The 16,018-nt window shown below is 65.7% G+C and carries 14 protein-coding genes; 4 read left to right on the plus strand and 10 right to left on the minus strand.

From position 1 onward, the window contains the following. The first annotated feature begins 57 nt into the window (after positions 1–57). The 3 genes from ACN0S5_RS09995 to ACN0S5_RS10005 all read left to right on the plus strand — a co-directional run bounded on the left by ACN0S5_RS09995 (position 58) and on the right by ACN0S5_RS10005 (position 5,656). Positions 58–2,232, plus strand: coding sequence for an RNA degradosome polyphosphate kinase (locus ACN0S5_RS09995; protein ID WP_417208036.1), 2,175 nt, complete (start codon positions 58–60; stop codon positions 2,230–2,232). Positions 2,233–2,683: 451 nt separating this feature from the next. Further along, positions 2,684–3,982 carry a flagellin gene (locus ACN0S5_RS10000; protein ID WP_417208037.1) on the plus strand — a complete coding sequence of 433 codons (1,299 nt, stop codon included), beginning with the start codon at positions 2,684–2,686 and terminating at the stop codon, positions 3,980–3,982. A gap of 126 nt (positions 3,983–4,108) precedes the next feature. Further along, positions 4,109–5,656, plus strand: coding sequence for a Ppx/GppA family phosphatase (locus ACN0S5_RS10005; protein ID WP_417208038.1), 1,548 nt, complete (start codon positions 4,109–4,111; stop codon positions 5,654–5,656). A 9-nt stretch (positions 5,657–5,665) separates the two neighbouring features. On the opposite strand, the gene ACN0S5_RS10010 is transcribed toward ACN0S5_RS10005, so the two are convergent. The 7 genes from ACN0S5_RS10010 to ACN0S5_RS10040 form a co-directional block, all read right to left on the minus strand. Next, the gene (locus ACN0S5_RS10010) at positions 5,666–6,073 is read right to left on the minus strand and encodes a hypothetical protein (protein WP_417208039.1); all 408 of its coding nucleotides are present in this window, start codon (positions 6,071–6,073) and stop codon (positions 5,666–5,668) included. 39 nt (positions 6,074–6,112) lie between these two features. Further along, a complete protein-coding gene (locus ACN0S5_RS10015) occupies positions 6,113–7,123 on the minus strand; it encodes an endonuclease/exonuclease/phosphatase family protein (RefSeq protein WP_417208040.1) in 1,011 nt (336 codons plus the stop codon). Positions 7,124–7,131: 8 nt separating this feature from the next. Next, positions 7,132–7,821 (minus strand): TerB family tellurite resistance protein, encoded by a 690-nt coding sequence (locus ACN0S5_RS10020; protein WP_417208041.1) that lies wholly within the window; start codon positions 7,819–7,821, stop codon positions 7,132–7,134. Positions 7,822–7,942: 121 nt separating this feature from the next. Then, the gene (locus tag ACN0S5_RS10025; RefSeq protein ID WP_417208042.1) at positions 7,943–8,554 is read right to left on the minus strand and encodes a VOC family protein; all 612 of its coding nucleotides are present in this window, start codon (positions 8,552–8,554) and stop codon (positions 7,943–7,945) included. Between the two features lie 62 nt (positions 8,555–8,616). Then, the gene (locus ACN0S5_RS10030; RefSeq protein WP_417208043.1) at positions 8,617–9,099 is read right to left on the minus strand and encodes an MAPEG family protein; all 483 of its coding nucleotides are present in this window, start codon (positions 9,097–9,099) and stop codon (positions 8,617–8,619) included. Positions 9,100–9,217: 118 nt separating this feature from the next. After that, entirely contained in the window at positions 9,218–11,356 is a 2,139-nt protein-coding gene (gene scpA / locus ACN0S5_RS10035; protein WP_417208044.1) for a methylmalonyl-CoA mutase, read from the minus strand. Further along, positions 11,325–12,251: a hypothetical protein gene (locus ACN0S5_RS10040; RefSeq protein ID WP_417208045.1), complete on the minus strand. Its 927-nt coding sequence runs from the start codon at positions 12,249–12,251 to the stop codon at positions 11,325–11,327. The genes scpA and ACN0S5_RS10040 overlap by 32 nt, the downstream gene beginning before the upstream one ends. A 175-nt stretch (positions 12,252–12,426) precedes the next feature. Here ACN0S5_RS10040 and ACN0S5_RS10045 point away from each other — a divergent pair, with 175 nt between their 5' ends. Next, entirely contained in the window at positions 12,427–12,867 is a 441-nt protein-coding gene (locus ACN0S5_RS10045) for a DUF4174 domain-containing protein (RefSeq protein ID WP_417208046.1), read from the plus strand. Between the two features lie 142 nt (positions 12,868–13,009). Here the strand turns inward: ACN0S5_RS10045 and ACN0S5_RS10050 are convergent, their stop codons facing one another. The 3 genes from ACN0S5_RS10050 to ACN0S5_RS10060 form a co-directional block, all read right to left on the minus strand. Then, complete coding sequence (locus tag ACN0S5_RS10050; RefSeq protein ID WP_417208047.1) at positions 13,010–13,531, minus strand: hypothetical protein; 522 nt, start codon at positions 13,529–13,531, stop codon at positions 13,010–13,012. A gap of 78 nt (positions 13,532–13,609) precedes the next feature. Beyond that, positions 13,610–14,023 carry a hypothetical protein gene (locus ACN0S5_RS10055; protein WP_417208048.1) on the minus strand — a complete coding sequence of 138 codons (414 nt, stop codon included), beginning with the start codon at positions 14,021–14,023 and terminating at the stop codon, positions 13,610–13,612. A gap of 3 nt (positions 14,024–14,026) precedes the next feature. Beyond that, positions 14,027–16,018, minus strand: a 1,992-nt coding sequence (locus ACN0S5_RS10060; RefSeq protein WP_417208049.1) for an acetyl-CoA carboxylase biotin carboxylase subunit, incomplete at its 5' end; no start/stop codon positions are given.

The raw sequence follows: 16,018 nt of genomic DNA on the forward strand, positions 1-16,018 counted from the left end.
GCCGCGGCCACGCGCACCGTCATAAACCTGTTTCACATCAAGAGGCATAAGCGCCCCATGACCCAAGCCGATTTTCTCAAAGCCCCGCTGCCGCCCGCCACCGACCTGCCGGATCTGGACCCGACCGGACCGGGGCGTTTCTTTAACCGCGAGCTGAGCTGGCTGGGCTTCAACTGGCGGGTGCTGGAAGAGGCCGAGAACCCGCGCGTGCCGCTGCTGGAGCGGATGCGCTTTCTGTCGATCTCGGCGGCCAATCTGGACGAGTTCTATACCGTGCGCGTCGCCGGCCTGCGCGAGCTGGCCCATGCGGGCAACACCACCCCCGCCGATGACGGGCTGACCCCCGCCGAGCAACTGGTGCTGATCGACGAAGACGCCCGCAACCTGATGTCCGAACAGCAGCGTGTGCTGACCGAACTGCGCGGACTGATGATGGATGAGGGCATTTCCATCGTCACCCGGACCGAACTGAACGCGGGCGATGTCGCCTTTCTGGCCGAGGCGTTTCTGGCCAATGTCTTTCCGGTGCTGTCGCCGCTGGCCATCGACCCGGCGCACCCCTTCCCGTTTATCGCCAACATGGGGTTCTGCCTTGCGCTGCAACTGGAGCGCACCCGCGACAAGCGCCCCTTGCAGGCGCTGCTGCCGATCCCGGCGCAGATCGACCGCTTTATGCCGCTGCCTGCGGGCGACGGCGAGCACCGGTTCATCCAGCTTGAAGAAGTGCTGCTCTTGCACATCGACAGCCTGTTCCCCGGCTACCGGATCAGGGACCACTTCGGCTTTCGCGTGCTGCGCGACAGCGATCTGGAAGTCGAGGAAGAGGCCGAAGACCTTGTGCGCGAATTCGAGGTGGCGCTGAAGCGCCGCCGCCGGGGTGAGGTTGTGCGCCTGACCATCTCCAAAGGCTCTCCCGACGGGCTGCGCAAGATTGTCATGGACGCGCTGCATGTGCGCCCCAACGAGGTGATCGAACTGGAAGGCATGGTTGGCGTCGCCCACACCAAGGAACTGGTGATCGACGCGCGGCCCGACCTGCTGTGGCCGCTGTTCACGCCGCGCGTGCCCGAGCGGGTGCAGGACCACGATGGCAATATGTTCGAGGCGATCAAGCAAAAGGACATGCTGCTGCACCACCCCTATGAGACCTTTGACATGGTGGTGCGGTTCCTCAAGCAGGCCGCACTGGACCCCGATGTGGTGGCGATCAAACAGACGCTGTACCGGACGTCGAAAAATTCGCCCATCGTGGATGCCCTGTGCGATGCCGCCGAAGAGGGCAAATCCGTCACCGCGCTGGTGGAACTGAAGGCGCGCTTTGACGAGGCCGCCAATATCCGCCAGTCGCGCCGTCTGGAACGGTCGGGCGCGCATGTGGTCTACGGGTTCCTTGACTGGAAGACCCACGCCAAGATCAGTCAGGTGGTGCGCCGCGAAGGCGACCGGCTGGTGACCTATACCCATTGGGGGACCGGCAACTATCACCCCATTACGGCGAAGATCTACACCGACCTGTCGTTCTTTACCTGTGACGCGGCGCTGGGGCGCGATGCGGCCAAGATCTTTAACTATCTCAGCGGTTACGCCATGCCCGCCGGGCTGGAAAACCTGCTGATTTCCCCGCATTCGCTGAAGGCGGGGATGATCGAGATGATCCATCAGGAGATCGAACACGCCAAGGCCGGACGCCCGGCGCAGATCTGGATCAAGATGAATTCGCTGATCGAGCCGGACATGATCGACGCGCTGTACCGCGCCAGCCAAGGTGGGGTTAAGATCGACTGCGTGATCCGGGGCATCTGTGGCCTGCGTCCCGGCATCAAGGGCCTGTCCGACAATATCCGGGTGAAATCCATCGTCGGCCGGTTTCTGGAGCATTCGCGGATCGCCTGTTTCGGCAATGGCTTTGGCCTGCCCAGCAAAAAGGCGCGGGTGTTCATTTCCTCCGCCGACTGGATGGGGCGCAACCTGAACCGCCGGGTCGAGACCGGCGTGGAAATCCAGAACCCGACCGTCAAGGCGCAGATCGTCAGTCAGGTCATGGCGGCGAACCTTGCCGACACGGCGCAAAGCTGGGTGATGGAACCATCCGGCAAATTCATCCGGCACGCGCTGCCGGATGGCGCGTTTTCGTTCAACTGCCACCGCTTTTTCATGGAAAACCCGTCGCTGTCGGGGCGCGGGTCGGCGGGGGCCTCGGACGTGCCGAAACTGACCCATACCAGCGATTAAGGCAGAGCCGGTCGCCGGACCGGGTGTTTCGAATCTGTGAACAAAGCCGTCCCGGTCGGGACGGCTTTTGTTTGGCCGGGTCCGGGTTTGCGGGGGACCGGACGCGATTTGCGCCGCCTGAGGCCCGGATGTGCGGGGTTACTGGCCCGGTTTGCGCAGATTCGCGGCGGGACCGTTTCCAAGATGACAACATCGCGCTGCCAAAGCCGCAAAACGCACCGGCAAATCGTTCAAATCCCCGACGCATTTCCGCCCCAATATCACCCCTGCCCTGCCGCAAATCGTTAAACGACAGTTAAAGCCGACCTTGGAAACTCTTCGGGCACGACATGTCTCGTGGCGCGGGCGGATTGATTCGCCTGCATCGTCAGAACGGCGCTTCCCGGATCGGGCATTTCCCCGATTTTTCTGGCGCGAAACGCGCCGTTCTGACGAGAAAGGCGAGAGCTTTATGTCGAGTATCAATACCAACCACGGGGCCACGACGGCCCTGCAAACGCTGAAGGCGATCAACGCCTCGATGTCGAACACGCAGATGCAGATTTCGACGGGCAAGAAAGTGGCCTCGTCCAAGGACAATGCCGCTGTCTGGGCGATTTCCAAGACGATGGAGGCCGATGTTCAGGGCTTCAAACGCGTCACCGACAGTCTCAATCTGGGGCAGTCGACGGTGGCCGTCGGGCGGCAGGGCGCCGAGACCGTCGCCGAGCTGCTGACCGAGATCAAGGGCAAGGTTGTGGCCGCGCAGGAGGAAAACGTCGACCGCAGCAAGATCCAGACCGATATCGTTGCGCTGCGCGAGCAGATTTCCTCGATTGTCAGCGCGGCGCAGTTCAACGGTCAGGCGATGCTGTCCAACACCGACCAGACCGCCGGGTCCGGTGGCATCAACGTGCTGGCCTCGATCAACCGGTCGATGGACGGCGTCACCTCCAGCGACATTCGCATCGCCAAGCAGGATCTCAGTCAGGGACAGGCCAGCATCGGCGCGGGCCTGACGGCGCTGTCCGGGGCCGCCAATGACATCACCGGTTCCGGCGACGGCGCGGCGGCCACGCTGACCGGCGCGGGCACCGCCCCCACCGGCACCACCACCTTTGGCGCGTCCGCCACCACCACCGTCGCGGCGGGCACCGGGTTTTCGGTCGCGATCTCGGCCAGCGCGGCCAATGCCCCCGGCAACACCGCCGGGCGTGACGACATCAGCTATGTGGCGCGCGACGGCGACACGATGGAGGATGTCGCAGCAGGTCTGGCGGCGGCGTTCAACAAATACGTCACCGATGATCTGGGCGCGGGCAACGAGGGCACCGTCGGCGCCACCGCCAGCGGCAATCAAGTGACCTTTACCGGGGCCGACCAGACCGGCGACAACTTTTCGATCACGGTGAACCAGTATGCCGCCGATGCCACCACCACCATCGGCGGCGGGCTTTCGGCGCTGGCCAATATCGACGTGACCTCGCAGGCCGGGGCCGACGCCGCGCTGACCGAAATGGAGGGTCTGATCCAGACCGCCATCGATTCGGCTGCGGCATTTGGTTCCGCCGAGGGCCGTCTGGACACCCAAAAGGAGTTCATCACCGGCCTGACGGACGCGCTGAAATCCGGCATCGGCACGCTGGTGGATGCCGATCTCGAAGAGGTGTCGGCCAAGTTGCAGGCGCAGCAAGTCCAGCAGCAACTGGCGATTCAGGCGCTGTCGATCGCCAACCAGTCGCCGCAATCGCTGTTGGCGCTGTTCCGCTAAGGCGCGGCCCAAGAGCACGCACCAGCCCTTGAGAGCCGCAGGGACCTCTGCGCAAGGGCTGGTGCCTTTCGATTGACCCACCGCGCTTTTGCGGGCGATAAACCGTGAAATCGGTTCGGGATTCGCATGGACGGGCTAGACGACACACACGGGCACTGGGACCCGTTCGGGCGGCCTCTCTTCGACGATCCGAAGGCGCGGGCGCTCAGCCGGGTTGGCGTGGTGGACATCGGGTCCAACTCTGTCCGGCTGGTGGTATTCGACGGCGCGGCGCGCAGTCCGGCCTATTTCTACAACGAAAAGATCATGTGCGGCCTTGGCTCCGGCATGGCCGAAACCGGGCGGCTGAACCCCGAGGGACGGGAACGGGCGCTGCGCGCGATGCTGCGCTTTCGCGCGTTGGCCGAGGGCATGGACCTGCCCGACCTGACGGTGGTGGCCACCGCCGCGATGCGCGACGCCGAGGACGGGCCGGGGTTCCGCGCGGTGCTGGAATCCGCCACCGGTCTGCGGGTCTGGGTGATCGACGGCGCCGAAGAGGCGCGGCTGTCGGCGCAGGGGGTGCTGCTGGGCTGGCCGGGCAGTTATGGTCTTGTCTGCGACATCGGCGGCTCGTCGATGGAACTGGCCGAGATTCACGACGGGGCGGTCGGGCGGCGCATGACCTCGCCGCTGGGACCGCTGAAGCTGCGCGACATCGAGGACGGCCGCAAGGGCCGCGACAAGCAGATCAAGCGTGAACTCAACCGTCTGGCAGAGCACATGGGCACCCAGCGCGACCGGCTGTTTCTGGTCGGCGGCAGTTGGCGCGCCATTGCACGGATCGACATGCACAGGCGCGGTTATCCTTTGCAGGTGCTGCATGAATACCGGATGGACGCCACATCGGTGCGCGACACCATCGCCTTTATCGACGCCTCAGACGATCACGACACGCTGCGCAAGGCCTGCGGTGTCTCCGGCACCCGGATGGCGCTGGTGCCCTACGCCTGTGAGGTGCTGCTGCGCCTGCTGGAGACGTTCGAGCCCAAGGACATCGCGATTTCAAGCTACGGTATCCGCGAGGGCCTGCTGTATGAGCAGATGCCGCAGGATCTGCGCGACCGCGATCCGCTGATCGAGGCCTGCCGCTTTGCCGAGGCCAAAGATGCCCGGATGCCCGGTTTCGGCGCGGCGCTCTATGACTTTGTGCTGCCACTGTTCCCCGAGGCCAGCGCCTCGCGCAAGCGGCTGATCCACGCCGCCTGCCTGTTGCACGACGTCAGTTGGCGCGCGCATCCCGATTACCGCGCCGAGGTCTGTTTCGACAACGCCACCCGCGCCAACCTTGGCGGGCTGAAACATTGGGAACGGGTGTTTCTGGGTCTGGCGCTGCTGCACCGCTATCGCAACAAGCGTGAGGGCACGCGGTTCGAGGATCTGTACGCGCTGCTGGACGACGCCCATCAGAACGAGGCAGAGGTGCTGGGCAAGGCGCTGCGCTTTGGTGCGATGCTCTGGACACTCAAGACGGATGGCACCGGCCCGCGCCTTGTCTGGGACGCCGAAACAAAGGCGCTGGACCTGCGGCTGGACGCCAGCACGGCACCGCTTTACGGCGAGGTCGGCGAGGTCCGGCTGAAGTCGCTGGCCGATGCCCTGGGGGCCGAAAGCCGAGAGGTCAAGATCGGCTGACGCAGGGCGTTACAGGTCGATCTTGTCGCCCGGCACGTGTTTTGGGTCAGGCTTTGGCACCGGTTTCAGCTTGGGCGCGTCCGGTTCCAGCGGTTCACGGCGGCGAATGAGGATGTCGCCGTTTTCCAGCATCTCGGGCGGGTAATAGACGGTCCAGTCCTCGACCTGCTCCAGCAGATCGCCCAGCGCCGGACCCATCTCTGCCACGAAATCGCGCAGCAAGGGCTGCATCTCGCGCGTGACCTCATCCAGTTCCTTCAGCGCCGGTTCCATTTCGGTCATCAACCCGCGCAGGAACAGCTTGGCCCCCTCTTCCATCAGGTTCAGACCGTCCTCCTGATCCTGCGCGGCAACGGGTGCGGCGATGGGCGCAGCAAGGAGCGACAGCACAAGGGCGGGCATGGCGAGTTGTTTCATGGTCCGAATATAGGCACGGGCGACCGGTCTGAGAAGATGTCAGAGGTCGATATCCAGCGTCACCGGGAAATGGTCCGAGGCCACCAGCAACGCGCCGCGCAATGCCTCATCCTGCCAGCATTCGGCGTCATCGAAGGGGTGCCAGATGCGCCAGCGCGGCGCAAGATCGCACAGCGCGGGCGAAATCATGACATAGTCCAGCAGCGCCTGAAGATAGCGTTTCTCTTCATAAAGATAGAACCGCGCCGTGGTCGGCTGTGCGCCCAGACGGCTGAACAGCGCCTCCGCCGCGTGCGGATCGTACAGCAACATGTCCGCGCCGTTGCCTGCGCCCAGCAGGATCTCGACCGAACTGCGTCCGAACAGCCCCTCATAGGCGTCAAGGCCCGGCCCGTCGTTCAGATCCCCCATCAGGATCAGATCCTCACCCGCCGCCAGATGCGACTCGACCCGGCGGCGCAGCCAGACCGCCTGCGCCAGTTGCTTGCGCCGGTTGGCGATGGCCAGCTTCATGACCGCGTCATGGCCCCGCGCCCCATGCGGGGCCTTGGATTTCAGATGCGCGCCGATGATCCGCAGTTTGTGCCCGGATGTGGTTTCGACCGCCAGTTCCAGCGGCGGTTTGGAAAACGCCACCGTGTCCGCGCGGGCGTCGATGTCGAGGTCGATCTCGAACACGCCGTCAAAGCGCGGCGCGTTTGGGCTGTCTTGCGGGTCATGGCGCACGCGCAGCACGTCCGGGTCGAACAGCAGCGCGATTTCCTGCTGGGTGTCGTTGACGAACCCCGTCACCACGTCGCGGCTGCGCAGGCCTGCGGCCTCGGCGAAATTGGCCAGCGCGCGGGTGGTGGAGCGGCGGCGGCTGGTGTCGGGGGCCTCGATCACCATGATGGCGTCGGCGTCGATGGTGCGAAAGACATGGCCCAGCGCCTCCAGCTGGTCGCCGCGGGTGATCTGGTGCCGTCCGCCCCGCTCACTGTCGATTTGCGGGCGGCCCTTGTTGTCAAACAGGGAATCGAACCATTCGACGTTGTAGCTGGCCAGCCGCACCGGCGGCCTCAGGCGGTTTCGCGCGCAGCGGCAGAGATTTCCTCCCACGCGCGGTTGATGTCGATCAGGCGTTTCTCGGCGATCTTGACCGCCTCCTGCGGCACCCCGCGCGCGATCATCACATCGGGGTGGCTGTCGCGCACCAGCCGCCGCCACTGGGCGCGGATCTGGTCCAGCGGGGTGTCGGGCGCGACGCCCAGCACGCTGTAGGGATCGGGGACCGCATCGGGGACAAAGCGCGCCCGCAGCGCGCGGAACTGGATGTCGTCCAGCCCGAAAATCGCCGCCACGTTGGACAGAAAGGCATCCTCTGCCGGATGATAGGTGCCATCCGCCATGGCAATGTGAAACAGCCCCTCCATCAGGTCGCACAGGGTGCCGGCGCTGTCGCCGAACATCTGCCGGATGCGGCGGGCGTATTCCTCATAGCCTGCCACGTCCTGCCGGGCGAGGTTGAAGACCCGCGCGGCCCCGGCCTCATCCTCGGCCGCGATCTGGAACACCTCGCGAAAGGCGGTGACCTCGTCGCGCGTCACCAGCCCGTCGGCCTTGGCCATCTTGGCCGACAGCGCAATCACCGCGATGGTAAAGGCGACGCCGCGTTCGGGCGGCGCGCGCAGCCGGTCAAAGACGGCGGCCAGCCCCTCGCCAGAGGCGAGCGCCTGAATGGCCTTGGATATGCGGGTCCAGATCGACATGGGCCCAGTTTACGCGGTCCGGCGCGGAGTGTCAGGGGAGGATCAGAGAAATTTCTGCAACAGCACAAGGTGCCGGGGCGGGCCGGACCCCGCGCCACGGACCGGCGCGGCGCGCCCGGTGTCACACATGGCGCGGACCGTCCGGGCCGGTCAGCCGGGCGCGCAGGCCGGGGCGCGGTGCGGGCCGGAACGACACCAGCGGCGCGTTCAGATGCGGGGCCAGCAAGGCCGCCAGCGCCGGGGCCTCGGGGTGGGTGACGATCAACTGGTCCAGCGTCAGGCCCGAAGGCGGCAGGCTCTGCCCCGGCGGACGGGCCACATGCCACTGGATCAGCGCCGGGAACTTCCCGTCAAAGGGCAATGCGCCATCCTCAGGCACCGCCATCGACCAGCGCAACCCGTCACGCTCCAGATCCACCCGCCGCCCCGCCATGGGCAGCGCCGCGATGGCGGCGTCGATGTCGGGCACGCGGGCAATCCACTTGTCCAGCCGTGCGGGGCCGTCAAAGCTGTCCAGCCCGAACCAGCGGGCATCGTCCGGCGCGGGGGCGTCCGGGTCAATGGCGATGGCCTCCAGATAGACCGCAGGTGCAAGCCCGATCAGCCGGTTGTGGGTGCCATAGCGCGCGTGCCGCCCGCCCGGCCCCATCGACAGCCCCAGCGCCGCCTCCACATGGGCCACCGCCTGCGCCAACGTCCCGCCCAGAACGGCGATGTGATCGAGTTCCAACATGTTGCGCCCCTCGCTGTGGCCTGACCGGACCGTAGCCGCGCCGAAAGACGATGAACAGAGCCTCAGAGCGCCAGTTGCACGCCCGCGCCCAGCACCAGCAAGGCGGCCATGACCGTGGGATAAAACGTGGCGGCAAAGCCAAAGGCGCGCAGCGGCGGCGAGACGTGATAGCCGATCCAGAACGCCAGCCGCGCCAGCACAAACCCGCCCCCAAGGCTCAGCACCGTGCCGCTGCCCAGCACCAGCCCGGCCAAGGGCCAGATGCAGACCGCCAGCACCCCCTGCTCGACGGTGTTCGACAGGACCCGCGCGTCGATCTCCGCCGCGCCGGACAGCGCCTGCCCGTCGATGATCGCATCGTCAAAAAACCGCCGCTGCGCCAGCCGCCCGATCATCGCCACCAAGGGCAACCCGATGCAAAAGCCCGCCACGGCCAGCGCCAAGACCAGCCCGGTGTCCTCCCACACCGGCCGCGGCCAGATCACCACCACCGCCCAGAGCGCCCCCAGAGCCATGCCGATCAGGATCTTCACACGTTTGGACATGGCCCCCCCGCCCCGGCTTCTTCTTTGCTCAAATACCCCAATCCGGGGGCGCAGCCCCCGATTCGCGCGCCCGGCACGGGCGCGCGCCGGTCGGCGCGCATCAGCGCGCCGAAACCGCTCAGGCCGCGTCGGCGCTGGCGGCGCGGATCAGGCGCAGGATGTCCTGCGCCGCCTCAGGGATATTGGTGCCCGGACCAAAGATCGCCTTCACCCCGGCGTTGTACAGGAACGCGTAGTCCTGTTGCGGGATCACCCCGCCGCAGATCACCAGAATATCGCCCGCGCCCTGCTTTTTCAGCTCGTCGACCAATTGCGGGGCCAGCGTCTTGTGGCCTGCCGCCTGAGACGAAATGCCGATCACATGCACGTCGTTGTCGATGGCGTCCTGCGCCGCCTCTTCGGGGGTCTGGAACAGCGGCCCCACGTCCACGTCAAAACCGATATCGGCAAAGGCGGTGGCGATCACCTTGGCCCCCCGGTCGTGGCCGTCCTGCCCCATCTTGACCACCAGCATGCGCGGACGCCGGCCCTCGGCCTCGGCGAAAGCCTCGACCGATTTCTGGATCGCGGCAAAGCCTTCGTCGCCCTCATAGGCGGCGCCATAGACACCGGCCAGCGTCTTGACCTCGGCCCGGTGGCGGCCAAATTCCTTTTCCATCGCCATGCTGATTTCCCCCACGGATGCCCGCGCGCGCGCCGCCTCGACGGCGGCTTCCAACAGATTCCCGCCCGCCTTGCAGCGGCGGGTCAACTCGTCCAGCGCCGCCTGACAGGCGGGCTCATCGCGGGTGGCGCGGATTTTCTCCAGCCGGGCCACCTGCCCCTCACGCACCTTGGCGTTGTCGATATCGAGGATGTCGAGCGCATCCTGCTTGTCCAGCTTGTACTTGTTCACGCCGACAATCACGTCGGTGCCGCGGTCGATCTCGGCCTGCCGCTGGGCGGCGGTTTCCTCGATCCGCAGTTTCGGCATGCCGCTCTCGACCGCGCGGGTCATGCCGCCCATCTCGTCCACTTCTTCGATCAGCTTCCACGCCTCTTCGGCCAGATCATGGGTCAGCTTTTCAACGTAATACGACCCGGCCAGCGGATCGACGACCTTGGTCACGCCGGTTTCCTCTTGCAGGATCAACTGGGTATTGCGAGCGATGCGGGCGCTGAATTCGGTCGGCAGGGCAATCGCCTCGTCCAGCGCGTTGGTGTGCAGCGATTGCGTGCCGCCCAGCACCGCCGACATCGCCTCATAGGCGGTGCGGATGACGTTGTTGTAGGGGTCCTGCTCGGCCAGCGACACGCCCGAGGTCTGGCAATGGGTGCGCAGCATCTTGGAGCGCGGGTTCTGCGCCCCCAGTTCGGTCATGATGCGGTGCCAGAGCATCCGCGCGGCGCGCAACTTGGCCACCTCCATGAAAAAGTTCTTGCCGATGGCAAAGAAGAACGACAGCCGCCCGGCGAATTTGTCGATGTCCATGCCCGCCTCGATGGCGGTTTTGACGTATTCCTTGCCGTCGGCCAGCGTGAAAGCCAGTTCCTGCACAAGGTTCGCGCCCGCCTCCTGCATATGGTAGCCGGAGATCGAGATCGAGTTGAATTTCGGCATCTCGTTCGAGGTATACTCAATAATGTCCGAGATGATCCGCATCGAGGGCGCGGGCGGATAGATATAGGTGTTTCGGACCATGAATTCCTTCAGAATGTCGTTCTGAATGGTCCCGGACAGGATCGAGCGATCATGCCCCTGTTCCTCACCGGTGACGATAAAGCTGGCCAGCACCGGGATCACCGCGCCGTTCATGGTCATCGACACGCTGACCTTGTCCAGCGGGATGCCGTCAAACAGGATCTTCATGTCCTCGACACTGTCGATGGCGACACCGGCCTTGCCCACGTCCCCGACCACGCGGGGGTGGTCGCTGTCATAGCCACGGTGGGTGGCCAGATCGAAGGCGACGGACACGCCCTGTTGCCCGGCGGCCAGCGCCTTGCGATAGAAATTGTTCGATTCCTCGGCGGTCGAGAACCCGGCGTATTGACGGATTGTCCAGGGACGGCCCGCATACATCGTCGCCTTGACGCCCCGCGTAAACGGCTCTGCCCCCGGCAGCGTGCCCATGTGCGGCAGGCCCTCGGTGTCGGCGGCGGTATACAGCGGCTTGACCGCGATCCCCTCCAGCGTTTTCCAGGTCAGATCGTCCAGCGGGCGGCCGCGCAGGTCCTTTTCGGCATCAGCGCGCCAGCTTTCGGGCAGGTCCGTCATCGGTGTTTCCTCTCTTCATGGCAGCCGCGGCCAGGTTCAGCCTAGGTCTCGCGGGCTCCGGGTCCTCTGTCAGTCGGGCCAGACCATCCGCCCCGGCGCGCAGCCAGAACAGATCGTCGGCATAGGTCTCGCGCAGGCGCGCGGCCTGGGTGTCGCTAAACGGGGTCCACCGCGTCTGCGACGACGGGGCGGGCAGCGTGCCGCCCCGGTCGGCCAGCACCGCGCGCAGGTGGGCAATGTCCGGGCGCCGGTTCTCGACAAAGCCGCCGGGCCCGGCAAGCGGCACCGACCGGCGCTCCGTCAGCACCCTGAGCAGCAGGTCGGGCCGGTCGCCGAACGCCTCATAGGCGGTGACCTGAAGGTCGGTGCCGGGACAGGCGCAGGCGATATCGGTGATCACGTCGCGCCAGCTGCGCGGCGCGCGGCTGATCGCCTCAAGCGTGCCGGAACTGGGCAGCCCCTCACCGCGCGGCACCAGCCAGGCGATGGATGAGGCCCACCACGCGTCCAGCGCGCGGATCTGCAAGGTGACGCGGGTCGGCCTGCCAAAGGCCGCCGACAGCCGTGCCAGACGTTCGCCGACGCCGGGATAGACGCCGCGCGCCCGCAGGCAGCGGCGCGGGGTGCCGGCCATGTTCTCATCGGTGACAACCAGCGCGGCAATCCCCTTGCGGCGCGCCGCTTCGAGGTTCAGCGCAACCCGCCCGGTGGCCCGGCGGGCATCGTGGTCGGCCCGTGGCTGATCGGCGATGCCGTTCAGCAACCCGCCACGGGTGCGCCAGGGTGCCCAAAAGCCGATCCCCTGCGCCTGCAACTCTGTCCGGTTGGCGCGCAGGTAGCTTTGGAAACTGGTGGTGGCGGTGCGATGTGCACCGATATGCAATATGACATCCATCGTGTCGCGGCCCCCATGGCGCAGCCCGCAAACGCGCAGCGCGCGCGGGCGTTCAGACAGGGGAGACCCTGCGCAGGAGCGGGTTGGGATGCCGTTAAAGATAAAATTTTTGCAGATGGATTGGCGCGATGGCTGTGCAGCCCGCCGGGGGCGACTTATATCGTATTGTATGAAAATGGTAAAACGACTGATCGCAGCGGCCCTGATGGGCGGCTTTGCCAGCCTCTCGGCGGCGCAGGGGGCGGAGACCTCGGACGGCCCGTTCGACATGATCCACCCCGCCTCGGAGACGACGCTGGAAGACTGGCTGTGGCTGAAACGCCCCGTTGTGGTCTTTGCCGACAATGCGGCGGACCCGCGGTACGTCGAGCAGATGGCCCTGCTGTCGGAACGGCTGGACGCGCTGGATGAGCGGGACGTGGTGATCATCATCGACACCGACCCGGCGGCGCGGACATCGGTGCGGCAAACCCTGCGCCCGCGCGGTTTCATGCTGGCGATCATCGCCAAGGACGGCACTATTGTGGCCCGCAAGCCGAGCCCATGGTCAGAGCGTGAAATCTCACGCTCGATCGACAAACTGCCGCTGCGCCAGCAGGAAGTGCGCGCGAAATAGGCCGCGCGCCATGACAAGGGCCGGGTCACGGGCCGGGTCACGGGCGCGGCCAAAGGCGTCAAGCAACGCCTTTGCAAAGCGGTTGCAAAACCGCTTTGAAGCCGCTTGCAAGCGGCTTGGCCCACACCGGCCCGGCCCCACGTCAGACGTTGCCGCGCAGGAAAAAGGCGATCTGCGACGGGCGGTGCAGCAGCACCAGCGCATTGTGCGACGGATCGTAGATCATCACCGTGTCGGGCGACATCAGCGCAAGGTAGACGTCGTTCTGAAACGCCTCTGTCATGCAGGCCTGCGACGGCCCCACAAAGCTGGAGATCAGGCCAAGCCCCTCGGACAGATTGACCGACATCAGCGCCTCGGACACCATGTTGGGCGTCAGCCCCGGCAGTTCGAAGGCCACCGCGTGCCCCTTGGCCAACAGGCGCTGACCGCTGTCCAGATCCGCGACACGGCGCAGCGGCCCGCTGCCGCGCAATTCGCCCGAGATGGTTTCGAAAATCGCCGCCGTGCAGGTCGACCGCGAGGTAAAATGCCGGGTCTGCGCCAGAAACAGCCAAGTCCTGAGCTGGGCGCGCACCCCGGCCTCTGTGTCCAGCCGGAAACAGCCCGCCAGCAATGCGGTCAGCGCCACCAGCGCCATCACCTGTCCGAACCTTTGCGCCAAACCGCCCTGCCCTGTTCCGCCCCGCCGTGGACCGCAGCCTAGCGCCAAGGGGTTGAGGATATGTTGCCGCTGGAGGACTCACAGCCGGTCCTCCGCCTCACCCAGTGCGGCCACCAGCCGGTGCAGCGCGCCGCCACCGCCCAGATACAGCAGCGCATAGCCCAGCAGGCTGCCGCTGCCCGCGGCAAGCAGGCCGGAATAGACCGCCCCGAACACCAGCCCCATGACAGAAAGCACCACCAGCGGCCCGAACAGGTAAAAGCCCCAGCCCGGAACCACCCCCAGCAGCGCCGCCACAAGCGTGAGGTACACCGCGTATCCCGTCCCCACCGAGATGATGGACACCCCCAGAGCGGTGCCGATCAACAGCGCATTGCCGCCTTGGGTCGGCACCAGAAACCACAGACCCACCGCCACGACCCCCGACACCACCAGCCCGGCCACAAAGGCCAGACTGTGCATCAGCCAGATACGGAGGGCGTGGCGCAGCATGGGTTATTCGAACTCCATGATCACTTCGTCAACGGCAAGGCTGTCGCCCGGTCCGGCGTTGATCTTGGCCACCACGCCCTTACGCTCGGCGCGCAGGATGTTCTCCATCTTCATGGCCTCGATGGTACAAAGCGCCTGTCCCTCCTGCACCTCCTGCCCCTCTTCGACGTTCACCTTGACCACAAGGCCGGGCATCGGGCAGAGCAGCATCCGCGAGGTATCGGGCGGCAGTTTCTCCGGCATCAGCGCGGCCAGCTCCGCCTGACGCGGCGAGCGCACATTGACCTTGAGATCCGCGCCACGCGTGCGCAGGCGGAACCCTTGGGTGATCTTGTCGACCTTCAGCACCAGCGGCGCCCCGTCCACGGTCATCCGGGCAAGGCTGTCACCCGGAGTCCAGTCGCCCTCGACACGCAGGGTTGAGCCGTCGGAAAAGGATACGGTGGCACCATCGTGGTCGGCGTCGATCGCGGCCTCGAACTGCACGCCTTGCAGGCTGACCACCCAGTCGCTGCCCACACGGCGTTCGTGATTGCCCAGACGTCCGGTGACACGGGTGCGGCGGATCTCGGCGACGCGGTTCATCGCGGCGGCGGCGGCGGCGACGCGCTTCAGCTCATCCTCGGCCAGCGTCACCCCCTCAAACCCCTCCGGGTACTGCTCGGCGATGAAGGCGGTGGTCATGTCCCCGGCGATGAAGATCGGGTGATCCATGACGGCGGCGACAAATGGCAGGTTGTGGCCGATGCCTTCGACCTCGAAGCTGTCCAGCGCGTTGCGCATGACCTCGATCGCCTGCGCGCGGGTCGGCGCCCATGTGCAGAGCTTGGCGATCATCGGGTCGTAATACATGCTGATCTCACCGCCTTCATAGACGCCGGTGTCGTTGCGCACCACGCCTTCGCCCAGCGGCCCCTCTGCGGGGGGGCGATAGCGGGTCAGGCGGCCGATAGAGGGCAGAAAGCCGCGATAGGGATCTTCGGCGTAGAGGCGGTTTTCAATCGCCCAGCCGTTGATTTTCAGGTCGTCCTGCGTGATCGACAGTGGCTCGCCGTTGGCGACGCGGATCATCTGCTCGACAAGGTCGATGCCGGTGATCAGTTCGGTCACGGGATGTTCCACCTGAAGGCGGGTGTTCATCTCAAGGAAATAGAAATTCCGGTCGCCGTCGACGATGAATTCCACCGTGCCCGCGCTGGCATAGCCCACCGCCTTGGCCAGCGCGACCGACTGTTCGCCCATGGCCTTGCGGGTTTCGGGATCAAGGAAGGGGCTGGGGGCCTCTTCGACAACCTTCTGGTTTCGGCGCTGGATCGAACATTCGCGTTCGTGCAGGTAAACGCCATTGCCATGCGCATCACACAGCACCTGAATTTCGATGTGGCGCGGCTGCGTGACGAATTTCTCGATAAAGATGCGGTCGTCGCCAAAGCTGCTGGCGGCCTCGTTCTTGGAGGACTGAAACCCCTCGCGCGCCTCTTCGTCGTTCCACGCGATGCGCATGCCCTTGCCGCCGCCACCGGCAGAGGCCTTGATCATCACCGGGTAGCCGATCTCACCGGAAATCTTGACCGCCTCATCCGCGTCCCCGATCAGGCCCATGTAGCCCGGCACGGTGGAGACATTGGCCTCCTGCGCGATCTTCTTTGAGGTGATCTTGTCCCCCATCGCCTCGATTGCCTTGACCGGGGGGCCGATAAAAGCAACGCCCGCCGCCTCCAGCGCCAGAGCGAATTTCGGGTTCTCGGACAGAAAGCCATAGCCCGGATGCACCGCCTGCGCGCCGGTCTGCTTGATGGCGTCCATGATCTTGTCGATCACGATATAGGACTGGTTCGCGGCGGGCGGGCCGATGTGGACCGCCTCATCCGCCATTTCCACGTGCAGCGCGTTCTTGTCGGCGTCGGAATAGACGGCGACCGTCTTGATGCCCATCTTGCGGGCGGTCTTGATGACCCGGCAGGCGATTTCGCCCCGGTTTGCGATCAGGATCTT

This window comes from Antarctobacter sp. (genome assembly GCF_048262615.1).
GTDB lineage: Bacteria > Pseudomonadota > Alphaproteobacteria > Rhodobacterales > Rhodobacteraceae > Antarctobacter.